Annotated in this window: 15 protein-coding genes; 9 read left to right on the top strand and 6 right to left on the bottom strand. The window is 75.1% G+C overall.

Annotated elements, in window-relative coordinates:
* The first annotated feature begins 133 nt into the window (after positions 1–133).
* From DNL40_RS14335 to DNL40_RS14305, 7 genes are all read left to right on the top strand, one after another.
* Positions 134–832 carry a DUF4129 domain-containing protein gene (locus DNL40_RS14335; protein ID WP_111251944.1) on the top strand — a complete coding sequence of 233 codons (699 nt, stop codon included), beginning with the start codon at positions 134–136 and terminating at the stop codon, positions 830–832.
* Entirely contained in the window at positions 826–1,404 is a 579-nt protein-coding gene (locus tag DNL40_RS14330) for a hypothetical protein (protein WP_111251943.1), read from the top strand. The genes DNL40_RS14335 and DNL40_RS14330 overlap by 7 nt, the downstream gene beginning before the upstream one ends.
* Complete coding sequence (locus DNL40_RS14325) at positions 1,401–2,399, top strand: AAA family ATPase (protein WP_111251942.1); 999 nt, start codon at positions 1,401–1,403, stop codon at positions 2,397–2,399. Before DNL40_RS14330 ends, DNL40_RS14325 begins: the two co-directional genes overlap by 4 nt.
* Positions 2,400–2,494: 95 nt before the next feature.
* A complete protein-coding gene (locus DNL40_RS14320; protein WP_281268470.1) occupies positions 2,495–3,745 on the top strand; it encodes a DUF58 domain-containing protein in 1,251 nt (416 codons plus the stop codon).
* Positions 3,742–4,359, top strand: coding sequence for a hypothetical protein (locus DNL40_RS14315; RefSeq protein WP_111251940.1), 618 nt, complete (start codon positions 3,742–3,744; stop codon positions 4,357–4,359). Before DNL40_RS14320 ends, DNL40_RS14315 begins: the two co-directional genes overlap by 4 nt.
* A 23-nt stretch (positions 4,360–4,382) precedes the next feature.
* The gene (locus DNL40_RS14310; protein WP_111251939.1) at positions 4,383–4,937 is read left to right on the top strand and encodes a Dps family protein; all 555 of its coding nucleotides are present in this window, start codon (positions 4,383–4,385) and stop codon (positions 4,935–4,937) included.
* Positions 4,938–4,984: 47 nt separating this feature from the next.
* Entirely contained in the window at positions 4,985–5,665 is a 681-nt protein-coding gene (locus DNL40_RS14305) for a GNAT family N-acetyltransferase (protein WP_111251938.1), read from the top strand.
* A 110-nt stretch (positions 5,666–5,775) separates the two neighbouring features.
* Here DNL40_RS14305 and DNL40_RS14300 read toward each other — a convergent pair whose 3' ends face one another.
* Positions 5,776–6,426 carry a site-specific integrase gene (locus DNL40_RS14300; RefSeq protein ID WP_111251937.1) on the bottom strand — a complete coding sequence of 217 codons (651 nt, stop codon included), beginning with the start codon at positions 6,424–6,426 and terminating at the stop codon, positions 5,776–5,778.
* A 71-nt stretch (positions 6,427–6,497) separates the two neighbouring features.
* Between DNL40_RS14300 and DNL40_RS14295 the strand changes: the two genes are divergently transcribed.
* Positions 6,498–7,145, top strand: coding sequence for a YigZ family protein (locus tag DNL40_RS14295; RefSeq protein WP_111251936.1), 648 nt, complete (start codon positions 6,498–6,500; stop codon positions 7,143–7,145).
* Positions 7,146–7,164: 19 nt separating this feature from the next.
* Here the strand turns inward: DNL40_RS14295 and DNL40_RS14290 are convergent, their stop codons facing one another.
* From DNL40_RS14290 to DNL40_RS14275, 4 genes are all read right to left on the bottom strand, one after another.
* Complete coding sequence (locus tag DNL40_RS14290; RefSeq protein ID WP_179951090.1) at positions 7,165–8,331, bottom strand: TIGR03364 family FAD-dependent oxidoreductase; 1,167 nt, start codon at positions 8,329–8,331, stop codon at positions 7,165–7,167.
* 214 nt (positions 8,332–8,545) lie between these two features.
* Entirely contained in the window at positions 8,546–9,970 is a 1,425-nt protein-coding gene (locus DNL40_RS14285; protein ID WP_111251934.1) for a UTP--glucose-1-phosphate uridylyltransferase, read from the bottom strand.
* Between the two features lie 40 nt (positions 9,971–10,010).
* On the bottom strand, positions 10,011–10,631 hold the full coding sequence (locus tag DNL40_RS14280; protein WP_111251933.1) for an L-threonylcarbamoyladenylate synthase: 621 nt from the start codon (positions 10,629–10,631) through the stop codon (positions 10,011–10,013).
* Positions 10,632–10,660: 29 nt separating this feature from the next.
* A complete protein-coding gene (locus DNL40_RS14275; protein WP_111251932.1) occupies positions 10,661–11,629 on the bottom strand; it encodes a threonine ammonia-lyase in 969 nt (322 codons plus the stop codon).
* Positions 11,630–11,724: 95 nt separating this feature from the next.
* On the opposite strand from DNL40_RS14275, the gene DNL40_RS14270 reads away from it, so the two are divergent.
* On the top strand, positions 11,725–12,633 hold the full coding sequence (locus DNL40_RS14270) for a LysR family transcriptional regulator (protein ID WP_111251931.1): 909 nt from the start codon (positions 11,725–11,727) through the stop codon (positions 12,631–12,633).
* A 52-nt stretch (positions 12,634–12,685) separates the two neighbouring features.
* Here DNL40_RS14270 and DNL40_RS14265 read toward each other — a convergent pair whose 3' ends face one another.
* A complete protein-coding gene (locus DNL40_RS14265; protein ID WP_111251930.1) occupies positions 12,686–13,753 on the bottom strand; it encodes a LacI family DNA-binding transcriptional regulator in 1,068 nt (355 codons plus the stop codon).
* Between the last annotated feature and the right edge of the window lie 99 nt (positions 13,754–13,852).

Raw genomic sequence — 13,852 nt, 5'->3', positions numbered from 1 at the left:
CTCCACGCCCTCACCCACACCCCCACCCCCCTGTCCACCATGGGCCGCGACCTGCACGCCGACCCCGCCGCCTTCATCACCGCAGCCGCCGCCGGCACCCACGCCACGGCGCTCGCGGCCGGCTGAGGCCGGCGTGCGGGGGCGGACGGGCGGTGCGGCGGTGGTGGTCGTGCTGCTCGCCGCCGTGGTGCTGGCGGCCGCGACCGGTACGCCGTGGCGCTGGTCGTTGCCGGTGCCGGACCTGGTCCCGGGTGCGCCGGTGTCGATGCCGCCCGCCCCGACGCCGGCCCAGGAGCTCGGCCCGCGCGAGGAGGTGGCCCCGACCGACGTCTCGCCGGTGACGTGGCTCCTCACGCTGGTCGGCGTCGTCGTGGCCCTGCTGCTGGTGGTCGTGGCGCGGCGGGTGATCGCAGCCCTGCGTGCCGCCGGGCGTGACGTCGTCCCGGAGGCCGACACGCTCGCACCGGGGAGCGGGACGCTCGGCGGCGGGAGCACCGAGGTCGACCTGTCGGCCCTCGACGACGCGGTGGCCGCAGCGCTGGCGCGTCTCGACGACGTCCGGGAGCCGCACGACGCGGTGGTCGCCGCGTGGGTGGAGCTGGAGCACGCCGCCGAGCGGCACGGCTGGGAGCGGGTCGCCGCCGAGACCGCGACCGAGTTCACGGGCCGTCTCCTGGCGGTCTCGCCGGCGCCGCCGGCCGACGTCGCGACCTTGCGGCGCCTGTACCAGCAGGCGCGCTTCACGTCCCGGCCCGTGACCGCACAGCAGGTCGCCGCAGCGCGCACCGCGCTGGAGCGCATCGCCCGCGCGGTCGAGAGGCCGGCGTGGTGAACCGCGTGGTGGACCGCGTGGTGGGTCGGGTCCGAGCCGGTGGTCGGGCGGTGGCCGTCGTCGGCGTGACGACGGCCACCGCCGTGGCACTGTGCGCGGCAGGGTGGCTCGACGCCCCGCACGCCGCGCTGCTGGCCGCCGCCGTGCTGGCGACCGCGCTCGTGGCGCGGGTCTCGGCCCCGCCGGAGCCGGAGTGGGACGACCCGCCCCGGCACGAGCGGCCAGGAGGCCGGCGCGACGTCAGCGAGCTCGGCTGGGCGGCCTTCACCCGAGACGGGCACGTGACCGAACGGGTGCTGCGCCGGGTCCGCGGGATCGCCACGGCGCGCCTGGCGACCCACCAGGTCCGCTGGGACGGCCTCGTGCGCGAGCCGTCGCAGGTCCTCGCAGGCTGGGGGCACGGCCCCACCGACGCCACCACCCACCGCGACCGCGCCCTGCACCTCCTCGACCCCGAGGTGGTGCAGAGCCTGGAGACCGCCCGGCAGGTCGATCCCCGCACCCTGCAGACCTGGATCACCGCGCTCGACCGGCTGGTCGCCGCCCCCGACGCCCGAAGGGACCCCCGATGAGCACCACCCCCACCACCCCGGACACCCCTGCGCCGCTGCCCGTCCCCCAGGTCGCCGACCTCGCCGGCCGCGTCCTCGACGAGGTGGGCACCGCCGTCGTCGGCATGCGCGACTCCCTCGAGATCGCGCTCGCCACCGTGCTGGCCGGCGGGCACGTCCTGTTCGAGGACGTCCCCGGCCTCGGCAAGACCCTCGCCGCCCGATCCCTCGCCTCCGCGCTCGGCCTCGACTTCGCACGCCTCCAGTGCACGCCGGACCTCCTGCCGAGCGACATCACCGGGTCGTCGGTGTTCGACCCGGCCACCCGCACCTTCGAGTTCCGCCCCGGTCCCGTCTTCACCGGCCTCTTCCTCGCCGACGAGATCAACCGCACCGCACCCAAGACGCAGTCGGCGCTCCTGGAGGCCATGGCGGAGCGACAGGTCTCGGTCGACGGCACCACGCGGCCACTGCCCCGACCGTTCCACGTCGTCGCCACCTCGAACCCCGTCGAGTACGAGGGCACCTACCCGCTGCCCGAGGCGCAGCTCGACCGGTTCATGGTGCGCCTGGCCGTCGGCTACCCCGACGCGGAGCAGGAGCGGCAGGTGCTGGCACGCCGCGTGGCCCGGCGCGAGGAGACCGCACCCGTCGCCGCCGTCGTGGACCCCACCACCGTCCTGGCGATGCAGGCGGGCGTCGAGGCCGTCGAGGTCGACACCGACGTCGTCGGTTACTGCGTCGACCTCGCCGCCGCCACCCGCTCCCACCCGGCGCTCGAGGTCGGGGCCTCACCCCGCGGTTCCCAGAACCTCCTGCTCCTGGCCCGCGCCGTCGCCGTGCTCGACGGGCGGGCGTACACGCTCCCGGAAGACGTCAAGCGGGTCGCCGTCCCCGTCCTGGCCCACCGCGTGACCCTCACACCCACGGCGTGGGCGTCCGCCGTACGCGCGCAGGACGTGGTGCAGGAGCTGCTCGCCTCCGTGCCCGGCCCCGCCACCGTCGCGCACCGATGAACCAGGCGGAGCCGGCCACCTCCCCCGCCGCCCCTTCCTCCACCGCCCCCGGGTGGCGCAGCGCACCCTCAGCGGCGGCAGCAGCCTCAGCCGGCGTGATCCTCCTGACCGTCGGCCTCCTCCTCTCGCGCCCCGACGTCGCCCTGCTCGGCGTCCCCCTGGTGCTCGCCCCCACCCTCGGCCGCACAGCACGCCCCACCGAACCGACCACCGCCGACCTCGAGGCACCAGCCACCACCACCGCCCCCGGAGAGGCCGCCGCCTCCCTCCTGCTGAGACCAGCCCCCGGCACCGACGTCGTGCGCGCACGGGTCACCGCCCCGGGCCACCGACCCGCCGACCTCCTGATCACCGGCCGAGCCGAGACCCAGGTGCCCCTGCACCTGTCCTCCGTCCGCACCGGCCCCTGGCCCACCTTCCGCGCCGACCTGATCGCCCACGGCACCCACGGCGCCAGCAGCCAGACCCCCACCACACACCACGCCCCCGACACGCTCGTGCTGCCCCAGGCCGAGCCGCTCGGCCGCGTCCCCCTCTCCCCCCGCCTCCGCGGGCTGACCGGACCACGCACCTCCCGCCGCACCGGCGACGGCAGCGAGCTGCGCGACATCCACCCGATCACCCCCGGCGACCCCGCCCGCAGGATCGACTGGCGAGCCACCGCACGACGCTCCCCCCACCTCGACGAGCTCTACGTCCGGCGCACGCACGCAGGCGCCGAGGCCACCGCAGTGCTCGTCGTCGACTCCCGCGACGACGTCGGACCCGACCTGCACACCTGGCGCGGCACCGAACCGCAGCGCGTCGACGAACCCACCTCCCTCGACCTCGCCCGGCACGCCGCAGCCTCCGTCGCCACCGCGCTCGTGGAGACCGGCACCAGAGTCGGGCTCGAGGACCTCGGCCGCCGCAGCCGCCCCCTCGCCCCAGCCACCGGGCACCGCCACCTGCGCCGCCTCACCCACGCGCTCGCCCTGGCCGCCCCCACCGGCACGCCCGCACGGCGCCTACGGCCGCCCCAGCTCCCGGCCGACGCGATCGTCTACCTCTTCACCACGCTCCTCGACGACGAACCCGTCCGCCTCGCCGACGCCTGGACCGAGCACGGCACACCCGTCGTCGTCATCGACACCCTCCCGCACGTACGCCCCGTCCCCGAGAACCACCTCCGCACCGCCTGGCAGATCACCGCCATGGAACGCACAGACCGCGTGCGCGCCCTCGAAGCACGCGCCGTCCCCGTGCTGCCCTGGGCCGGCCATGACCGGGCAGAAGCCCGCCGACGGCTCGAGGCCCTCGTCCGGCGCTCGCAGCAGCACCGTCCCAGCACCGGGGTGGCTCGATGAGCCCGCTGGTGGGCACGGCCCGCCGCCTCGGTGACACGTGGGGCGAGCGGGCCGTCGTACGGGTCCGGGCGGTGCGCCTGCGCGGCAGGCCGCTGCCGCGCGTGCGTGCGCGGACCGGTCCGTGGGTGCCCGGAGGCCTGCTCCGCGTCCTCTTCGTGGCGTCCGTGGTCCTGATGGTGCTGGCCGCTGGGGCGCGCACCGAGCTGCTCGCGACCGCGACAGGGGTGGCAGCGACAGGGCTGGCCGGCTGGGCGCTGCTGCGACCCGGCCACGGCCCTGCCCTGGGCGCCGTGGTGACGGCGGGCGCCCTGCTGCTGGGCTCCCCTTCGGCCCCGATGGACCCCGCGGTGCTGCTGCTCGCACCGCTGGCTCACGTGGTGGTCCGGCTGGGCTGGTGGGCCGGCCACGTGGCGTGGTCCACGCATGTCACCGTGACCGCGCTGGCCCGGTCCGCCGTACGGGACGTGGGCGTCGTCGGGGTGACGGTCGCGATCGGCGGTGCCGCCCTCCTTGCGGCCGGTCACCCCGTGCACGTCGGGGCGTTCGTGGGGGCGCTCGCCCTGCTCGCGGTCGCGTGGCTCGCGCTCCGGTACCACGATGGACGGGACAGCTGACCGCGAGAGAACCGGAGGTTCCGATGTCGCTCCCCCGTTACACCGTCCCGTCCCTGACTCCCGAGGAGGGGGCCAAGGCCGCGGAGATCCTCCAGGAGCGCCTCAACTCTCTGAACGACCTCCACCTGACGCTCAAGCACATCCACTGGAACGTGGTCGGGCCCAACTTCATCGGAGTGCACGAGATGCTCGACCCGCAGGTCGACGCCGTGCGCGCGATGGTCGACGAGATCGCCGAGCGCATCGCGACGCTCGGCGTCGCCCCGGTGGGGACCCCGGGCGCGCTGGTCGAGGCGCGGACCTGGGAGGACTACTCCCTGGGCCGCGCCACCGCGATCGAGCACCTGGGCGCGCTGGACGAGGTCTACCGGGGCGTGATCGAGGCGCACCGCAAGGCCGCCACGGACACCGAGGAGATCGACGACGTCACCAACGACATGCTCATCGGGCACCTGCGGGACCTGGAGCAGTTCCACTGGTTCGTGCGCGCGCACCTGGAGAACTCCGGCGGCGCGCTCTCGACCGAGGGTGCGGTGACGGAGCTCGACGCCGCGCGCGAGGCCCGCAAGGCCCTGTAGGGCCACGAGTCCCGGCGTCCGGCCGGTCACGGCGGTAGCGTTCCGCCGTGACCGGCCGGATCCGTCTCTACACCCCGGCAGACCGTGACGCCGTCGCCGAGGTGTGCGTCCGTACGGGCGACGCGGGCGAGGACGCCCGCGGCCTGTACCCCGACGACTCTCTCCTGCCCGACGTGTACGCCTTGCCGTACGTGGACCTCGAGCCCGCCACGGCGCTGGTGCTGGTGCTGTCCGACGACGGGACGGGAGCTCATGACGCCGTGCTGCGGGTGCCCGACGGCGTGCTCGTCGGCTATGTGCTGGGTGCCCCGGACACGGAGCAGTTCGTGGAGCGCTGGCACCACGAGTGGACGCCGGGCTTCCTCGAGCGCCACCCGGGGGCCGCCCTGGTGGAGACCGGGCGCAGGGGCGGTGCCGGCTCGGGGCTGCTGCACGACGGCGTGCACCCCGAGCGCATGCTCCCGCCGGTTCCTGCCGTGCTCCGTTCCTACCCAGCGCACCTGCACGTGGACCTGCTGCCCCAGGCTCAGCGACAGGGCTGGGGCCGGCGCCTGGTCGACGCGCTGTGCGACGTCCTCGCCGAGCGTGACGTGCCGGGCGTCCATCTGGGCTACGACCCGCGCAACACCGGGGCTCGTGCGTTCTACGAGCGGCTCGGCTTCCACGAGCTCCCTGGGTCACGCCCGGAAGCGCCCCTGCTCGGGCGTGCTACCGGCCCGACGGGCTGACCCCTCTTGTCCAGGCTCCCGCTTGTGTGCGGGCCGGGACGTGGTTCAGTAGGCGCTTGGCACACTATTTATGAGGAAGGAGAGACAGAGGCGCCCTCTTGGGAGCCCGGTCAACCCGCCTCGGGCGGTGCCGTCAGCTCCCTCCCCGGATCGGGCACGCCGGCCTCGGTCCACGCCCGGCGCACCTGCTCGAACCGGGTGGGCAGCGGTGGGCGCAGCGCCCCGTACCTGGCGTTGGTACGCAGCACGAAGCGCCGCCAGGACAGCACGAGCCCCTGCTTGGTGATGGGCAGGCCGCTCGAGACCGTGGTGCCGTTGTCGTGCGTGTGGTGGACGGTCAGCAGCAGCGCGCGCGGCACCGAACCCTCGAGCTCCGCAGCCAGCTCCTCGCGCACCTCCATCCAGTGCCGCAGCACCACCACGACCTCCGGGGAGAGCCTGTGCAGGCGGGGGGTCCGGTGCTTGCCGTGGCGCACCAGGGCGCTCCCCTCCCCCGCCCGAGGCCCGAGCGGTCCCAGGTCCAGGTCGTCGACACGCACGCGCAGCAGGTCGCCGTACCGGGCGCCCGTCGCGCGCGTCAGGCCCGCGACGACGGCCAGGCGCACCGTCTCCGGCTTGCTGCCGGGCCGCAGGGCCTCGACGCCCAGCTCGCGCCAGACCCACTCCGCCTCGTCGAGGGCGACGACCGGCCGCGGGTAGCGCCCCGGACCGGTGGCGGGTGCGGGGTTTCTCTGCTCGTGGCTCCTTTGCTCGTCCGGCACAGGTCTATGGTGCGGCTTGGCACACTTTTATTCAACCTCCTGGACGATGTGCCGCCAGCTAGGCTCACGACATGCCTGCCGAGCTGCCGTCGACGATCGCCGCCCCGGTCGACCACGAGCTCGTCATCAAGAGGTCACGGTTCCTCGCGCACCTCGCCCCCGTCACCTCCGTGGAGGAGGCCGACGCCGTCGTCGCACGCCTGCGCAAGGAGATGTGGGACGCGCGGCACCACTGCGTCGCCCTCGTCGTCGGGTCGCACGCAGACCAGCAGCGGTCTTCCGACGACGGCGAGCCCTCCGGGACCGCCGGGGTGCCCATGCTGGAGGTGCTGCGTCACCGCGCGGTGACCGACGTGGTCGCGGTGGTCACGCGGTACTTCGGCGGCATCCTCCTCGGTGCCGGCGGTCTCGTGCGCGCCTACTCCTCCGCAGTCTCCGAGGCGCTCGACCTCGCCCGTCCCGTCCACCGGCGCGTCCTCACCGAGGTCACCGTGGACGTCGCGCACGCAGACGCCGGCCGCATCGACAACGTGCTGCGCGACTGGGCGGGCACCCACGGAGCAGTGCTCGGGGAACCGCTGTACACGCAGGTCGCACGTTTCACGCTCCTCGTGCCGCCGGAGCGGGTCGGGCGCCTCACCGACGACCTCGCCGCGGCGTCCGCCGGTGCGCTGACCCCCGTGCCGGGCGCCAGCCGCATCGTCGACGTCCCCGCCTGAGCAGCGCACGCCGCCCGTCTCAGAAGAACCCCTCCACCGTGCGCTGCGCCAGCCCCAGCGCCGTCGTCATCCCGTCACCCCCGCTGGCCACCACGGCCAGCACGCCTCGCTGCGGCCGGGCGACCACGAACGGCTCCGGTGCCGTCGCCTGAACCGCGCTCCACCTCTCCACGACCTGTGGCACCTCCCCCAGGACCAGCGCGGACTCGGTCAGCAGCAGGTCGTCGAGGGCCTCCTGCCGGAACGGGTCCGCCGCCGGAGCCTCCAGCCGCGTCGACCCGACGTCCACGCGGCCTTCCGCGTGCTGCGTCACCACGAGCGCGACGCCAGCACGCACAGTCCGGGGCCGTTCGTCCTCCAGGCGGACCAGGATCCGTCGGTGGTGCGGTGAGCGCGCCACCCACGGCTGGCGCAGCAGCGCGGTGCCCGCGACCACCGGCAGGGCCTCCCCCGTGCTGCGCAGCGTCGCCCGCAGCACCTGCGACGTCACCCTCCGCAGACCGTGCGCCTCCCCCACCTCTGGGAGCAGCCCGTCGACGTCGTGGCCCACAGCCACCACGACACGACGTGCCACGACGTCGCCCCGCGTGGTGCGCACGAGCGTGCGCCCCGAACCCGGCTCCATGCTCACCACCGCCGTCGCGTGCACCACGGACGCCCCGGGCTGCCGTGCCAGCCACGCCGTCAGGGCCGGCACCGCCTCGCGCGGGTCGACCTGCAGGTCCATGGAGAGCACCGCCCCGCCCACCACGCCGTCGGTGGCACGGGGCAGGCGCGCGGCCACGCCCGCCCGGTCGAGCAGCGTGACCGCCCCGTCCCGGGCCGCCGCCAGGTCCTCGAGCACAGCGAGCTCGTCCTCCACCCGCGCCACGGCCAGCGCCCCTGACTCGTGCGCCACGAACCCGGCCTGGCGGCTCAGCGCGAGCCACCGGTCGCGGGAGGCGAGCGCGGGCGCCAGCGTGGGGCCGTCCTGCCCTGTGACAGCCACATGACCCAGCGCACGCACCGAAGCGCCGGTGGCGTGCGCGTGCCGCTCCACCACCACCACGCTCGCTCCCCGCGCCCGGGCCTCGACGGCGTGCGCGAGCCCCACGATCCCGGCTCCCACCACCACGACGTCGACCTGCTGCGGGAGAGCAGCGGGCCGCGCCGGACGCGGCGGGGCGAGGGCAGCACGACGTGGCACGTCGCGAGGGTGCCGCCGCCGACAGCGGCGCTCAAGGCGCCACCGCCGACGGCGGGCGATGTTCACCAGCTGTTCATGGCGGCCCCGGCGCCGTCCCCTGCCGGTTCACCCCACCGCCACCTCGGCACGCCCTTCTAGGGGCCACCGAGGTCGCGGCGTCCCCAGGGGGCGTGCCGCTCAGCAGACCCAGCGGTCAGGCCCGGCGGCCGGGCGGTCAGGACTGGGCGCCGCCCGCGTCGACCACCCCGGCCCCGGTCACGGTCGCGCCGTCGGGTACCGTCCGGGCCGTGCCTGCGTCGGAGAGCACAGCGTCGCCCTCGACGACGACCCCCTGCCCGAACGTCCAGTCGCCGTCGACCGTCAGCGAGGTCGCCCTGCGCAGCGACGGCGCCCCGGAGCGGAAGCGCTCGTCGAACTGCGCGATCGTCTTGTACACGCCCGAGAGCTTGACCAGCGGCGCGGGTACCCGGGCCACCAGGTGGTGGTCGTCGGTGAGCTCGTAGACGTCCGAGCGCAGGACGAGCAGGTCGTTCGTCGTCTTGACCGGCAGGAACCGCTCACGGCCCACCTCGATCGCCTGCGCCCCCTCGAACACGGCCACCGCCGCACCCATCGCCGACTCGATCTGCACGACCTTCGGCGAGGAGCCGTCGGCCGGGTCGACCGTCTTCTCGTTGCGGATCAGGGGCAGCTCCAGCACGCCCCCGGTCCGGTCCAGCTCGGCCGCGAGCGCCTCGAGGTCGAACCAGAGGTTGTTCGTGTGGAAGTAGCGGTGCCGTTCCGGGTCGAGCGAGACCTCGAGGTCGTCCGGGTGGGTCTGGGCGGTCTCGCGCTGGATGATGCGTCCGTCGCTCTTGCGGACCACGAGCTGGCCGCCCTTGACGTCGGCGGGGGTCTTGAGGCACATCTCTGCGGCGTACGGGGCGCCGGAGGCAGCGAACCACGCGGCGATGCGGGCGTCCGGGGCGGCGCCCAGGTTGTCGGAGTTGGAGACGCTCGCGTAGCGGAACCCGGCGTCCAGCAGCGCCCGCACCACGCCGGAGGCGTGCAGCGCCGGGTACAGGTCTCCGTGGCCGGGCGGGCACCACTCGAGGTCGGGGTCCGCGGGCCACTCGGCGGGCTCGAGCGTGTCGGCCAGGAGCTTGGGCTCCCGGTTCTGCAGGAAGTCCAGCGGGAGTCCTTCGACGGCGAGGTCGTCGTAGCGCGACAGGAGCGCGAGGGTGTCCGTCTGGGTGCGGAAGGAGTTCATCAGCACCAGCGGGAGGCGCGCACCGGTCGCGGCGCGGGCGGCGCGGACCTGACCCACGATGACGTCGAGGAACGTCAGGTCGCGCCCCTGGTCGTCCGTGCGGACGGGCAGCAGCGACTTGGCCCGGTCCATGCCCATCGAGGTGCCGAGGCCGCCGTTGAGCTTGATGATCGCGGTCTGGGCGAGCGCGGCGGAGGCTGCGGCGTCGTCCAGGTCGAGGTCGTGCGCCCGCGGCAGCTGGGGCAGGGGCTCGACGTCGGCCTCGCGGACGAGGCCGGTCGCCCCGGACTCCAGGAGGCGGTAGAAGCGGGAGAAGGTGTCGATCGCGGCCGGAGCCACCCCCGCGGTCGTCATCTTGTCGCGTGCCAGCTCGAGTCCACGGTCGCTCATGACGCCGACCCTACTGGGTAGGGGCGCACGGCGACGGGCGTCACGCGAACCGGGCCGGGTCGCCCGCTCCTTCGCGCACCACCTGCGGGTAGCCCTCGGACCAGTCCACCACCGTGGTGGGCTGGGCGAGCACCTCACCGCCGTCCACCACGGCGTCGAGCACGTGGTCGAGCTCCTCCTTGATCTGCCAGCCGTCGGCCAGGGGCTCCTCGTGACCGGGCAGCAGGAGGGTGGAGGACAGGAGCGGCTCTCCGAGCTCCCGGAGGATGGCCTGGGCGACGCGGTCGTCCGGGATGCGCACGCCCACGGTCTTCTTCTTCGGGTGAGCGAGGCGACGCGGCACCTCCTGCGTGGCGGGCAGGATGAAGGTGTAGGGCCCCGGGGTGGCGGCCTTGATGGCGCGGAAGGCACTGTTGTCGAGCCGCACGAGCTGGCCGAGCTGGGCGAAGTCCGCGCAGACGAGCGTGAAGTGGTGCTTGTCGTCCAGGCGCCGCACCGCACGGATCCGGTCCGTGCCCTCGTGGTAGTCCGTGCGGCACCCGAGCGCGTAGCTCGAGTCGGTGGGGTAGGCGATCAGCGCACCCTCGCGGAGCATCGCGGTGATCTGTGCCACCGCCCGTGGCTGCGGGTCGACAGGGTGGACGTCGAAGTAGCGGGCCATGCCCGCAGGCTAGGGCGTACGGGTCCCGCTCACGCGTCCAGGGCGCGCCGCAGCTCTTCCTCCCCGGCGTTGCCGCCCGAGCAGACCACGCCGACGCTCCGGCCGGCGAACCGCTCCGGGGCGGCCAGGACGGCGGCGAGCGCGGCGGCGCCGGCGCCCTCGGCTACGGTGCGCGCGCCTGTGAGGTAGAGACGCTGGGCGGCGGAGATCTGGTCGTCGGTGACCAGGAGGAAGTCGTCCAGGCGCCCGCGCATCAGCTCCTGGGTCAGGGCGAAGCCGCGCCCCACGGCCAGCCCCTCGGCCCGTGTGCGGTTGGGGCGCTCGACGAGCGCGCCGGTACGCCAGGAGTCGTGCGCCGCCGGTGATGCGGCGGACTGCACCGCCACGACCTGGACGTGGGGCGCGAGGGAAGCCGTGACGAGGCAGGCCGCGGCGGCGCCGGACCCTCCTCCGACGGGTACCACGAGCACGTCCAGGTCAGGGGCCTGCTGCAGCAGCTCGAGCGTGGCGGTGGCCACCCCCGCGACCAGGAGCGGCTCGTCCGCGGCGCCGACCAGGCGTGCGCCGCGCTGGGCGGCGAGCTCCTGGGCGTGCGCGCGGGCGTCGTCGAAGGTGGCGCCGTGCAGCAGCACCTCGGCACCGAGCCCGCGCACGGCGCGCTCCTTGAGGGGGTTGGGGCGTTCCGGCATGACGATGGTGCAGGGCGTGCCGGCGCGCGCCGCCGCGTACGCCAGCGCCTGGGCGTGGTTGCCGGTCGAGTACGCGACGACGCCCTGGCGTCGTGGGGCGTCGTCCGCGGCCAGGAGGTTGAGCGCTCCTCGTACCTTGAAGGCCCCGGTGTGCTGGAGGTTCTCGTGCTTGACGACGACCGCGGCCCCGGTGGCGTCGTCGAGCTCACGATGGCTCAGGGCCGGGGTGCGCACCACCTGGCCTGCCAGACGGTGCTGGGCGGCCAGGACGTCGCGGAGGGTCGGGGCTGCGGGCGAGGCGGCGGTCATGGGTCCACGGTGCCGCCGGTCCGACTCATAGGTCCAATACGAGTTCTCCCCCACACCCATCGATCAGGATGATGGATGGGCGCTAGGGTGAGCAGATGGCCGCCGACCTGGACCTCACACGCCTGCGCGTGCTCGCCGCCGTCGCCCGCACCGGCTCGGTCACCGCCGCCGCCCGGGAGCTGCACTACGCCCAGCCGTCGGTGAGCCACCACCTGGCCCGCCTCGAGCAAGAGGCCGGCATCCCCCTCCTGCAGCGCGTGGGCCGGGGTGTACGCCTCACCGAGGCGGGCCGCCTGCTCGCCGCCCGCGCGGAGGAGATCCTCGGCCGGGTCGAGGGCGCCCGCCGCGAGCTCGACGCGCTCGCCGGGCTGCGGGCGGGGCGGGCGCGGCTGGCCGCGTTCCCCTCCGCGCTGGCGACCGTCGTGCCCGAGGCCATCGCGGCCCTCGTCCGCGACCATCCGGGCCTCGGCGTCGGGCTCGTCGAGGCCGAGCCGCCCGAGGCCGTCGCCGCGCTCGCCGCCGGCGACGTGGACGTCGCCCTCGTCTTCGAGCACACCGACGCCGGGCGCCCCGGCGACCACCCTGACGGCATGTCGGACCTCGGCAGGTTCGAGGTGACGCCGGTGCTCGACGAGCCCCTGCACCTGGTCCGGGGCGCGGGCGCCACCGGGCCGGCAGACCTGGCGCGCCTGTCCCAGGAGGAGTGGATCGCCGGGTGCGAGCGTTGCCGGGCGGACCTCGTGTCGCGGTGCGCCGCCGCCGGGTTCACCCCCCGCATCGCGTTCGAGACCGACGACTACGTGGCGGTGCAGGCCCTCGTCGCCGCCGGGGCGGGAGTCAGCGTGCTGCCCGCCCTCGCCGTCCGCGCGCACCAGCACCCGGGGATCGTCACCGCACCGCTCCCCGGGGCGGCCCGTCGCGTCCTGGCCCTGACCGTGGGATCGCCCACTCCCCCGGCGCGAGAGCTCGTCGCGCGCCTCGTCTCTGCCGGGGCCACCGGCTGACGAGCCCGACGCCCGGCCTCGGGCGGCCGGCGGGGCGACGCGCGGCGTGCAGTCAGGTGGTGGCCCGCACGACCAGCGCCACGCCGTCGGTCTCGTCGACGGCGTCGCCCACGAAGACGTGCCCGCCCTCGTCCGGCTCCTGCACGTCGTCCTGGCCGGCGCCCGGAGCCTTGGTGAGCGCCAGGGCGTCGAGCACGATGCGGGCGAGGCGCTCGGCGTAGGGGCGCATGTCGACGGCGACGGTCGTCAGCCCAGGCACCGAGCAGCGCGCGGCGGGCAGGTCACCCACGCCGATGACGGCCACGTCGTCCGGGACCCGCAGGCCGCGGGTCGAGGCGCCGGCGACGACGGCCATCGCATGGTGGTCGTCGTAGGCGCACACTGCCGTGACGCCCGCCTCGCCCCACTCCCGCAGCGCCTCGGCAGCGTCCTCCGGATCGGCGCCCGTCATCACGACGTGCGGCGGCTCGGCGCCCGCGGCGGCGCACGCCTCCCGGACGGCCGCGAGCCGGACGTCCGCGAAGGCGGCCAGGCGCGGGTCCCTGGGGTACCCGTAGCCGATCCGCCGGTGCCCCTGCGCGGTCAGGTGGGTAGCCTGGGTGACCCCGATCGTGCAGTCGGGCAGCACCACGCGCGGCAGGTCGTGGTCGACGTCCCCGCAGACGACCTCGGCCACCGGGACCCCCAGCGGCTCCAGGTCCGCGATCTCTCCGGGTGTCAGCTGCGTCAGCCCGACGACGGCGGCGGGCGCGACAGCGCGCCAGACGCGGCCGAGGCGGACGTCGTCCGCGGGGACGGGGTGCGCCACCAGGGTCAGGCCGCGCTCGGCGAACGCAGCGGACATCGTCTGCAGGAACCCGCCCACGGTGTACCCGTCCGGGAGCTCGGGCAGCAGGCACAGCACCACCTCGGAACGCCCGGAACGCAGCGCCCGGGCAGCCGCGGACGGGGTGTATCCCAGCTCGCGTGCGGCCTCGAGCACCCGTTCGCGCGTCGCCTGCGAGATCCGCTGGCCCGGTGTCTCGTTGAGCACGTAGCTGACGGTGGAGCGTGACACCCCGGCCCTGCGTGCGACATCGGCGCTGGTCAGCCTCGAACCTGGCACCGTTCCCCCTGTCATCGTGAACCCCTGCCCCCTCGTGCCACGAGCGCACGACGGCGGCGACCATCACCACGGTTGGGCGACAGCCGGGCAAATATAGACACAGGGTGAAGAGCG

Origin of the sequence: Xylanimonas oleitrophica, assembly GCF_003244315.1 — a bacterium.
GTDB lineage: Bacteria > Actinomycetota > Actinomycetes > Actinomycetales > Cellulomonadaceae > Xylanimonas_A > Xylanimonas_A oleitrophica.
The sequence above is the reverse complement of the archived record's forward strand: the minus strand, read 5'-3'. Positions and strand labels throughout refer to the sequence as shown.

What these genes read in the sequence shown, in the direction of transcription:
- DNL40_RS14325 (WP_111251942.1), top strand. Translation starts at nt 1,401, where the DNA reads ATGAGCACCACCCCCACCACCCCGGACACCCCTGCGCCGCTGCCCGTC.
- DNL40_RS14315 (WP_111251940.1), top strand. Translation starts at nt 3,742, where the DNA reads ATGAGCCCGCTGGTGGGCACGGCCCGCCGCCTCGGTGACACGTGGGGC.
- DNL40_RS14310 (WP_111251939.1), top strand. Translation starts at nt 4,383, where the DNA reads ATGTCGCTCCCCCGTTACACCGTCCCGTCCCTGACTCCCGAGGAGGGG.
- DNL40_RS14295 (WP_111251936.1), top strand. Translation starts at nt 6,498, where the DNA reads ATGCCTGCCGAGCTGCCGTCGACGATCGCCGCCCCGGTCGACCACGAG.
- DNL40_RS14285 (WP_111251934.1), bottom strand. Translation starts at nt 9,970, where the DNA reads ATGAGCGACCGTGGACTCGAGCTGGCACGCGACAAGATGACGACCGCG.
- DNL40_RS14280 (WP_111251933.1), bottom strand. Translation starts at nt 10,631, where the DNA reads ATGGCCCGCTACTTCGACGTCCACCCTGTCGACCCGCAGCCACGGGCG.
- DNL40_RS14275 (WP_111251932.1), bottom strand. Translation starts at nt 11,629, where the DNA reads ATGACCGCCGCCTCGCCCGCAGCCCCGACCCTCCGCGACGTCCTGGCC.
- DNL40_RS14270 (WP_111251931.1), top strand. Translation starts at nt 11,725, where the DNA reads ATGGCCGCCGACCTGGACCTCACACGCCTGCGCGTGCTCGCCGCCGTC.
- DNL40_RS14265 (WP_111251930.1), bottom strand. Translation starts at nt 13,753, where the DNA reads ATGACAGGGGGAACGGTGCCAGGTTCGAGGCTGACCAGCGCCGATGTC.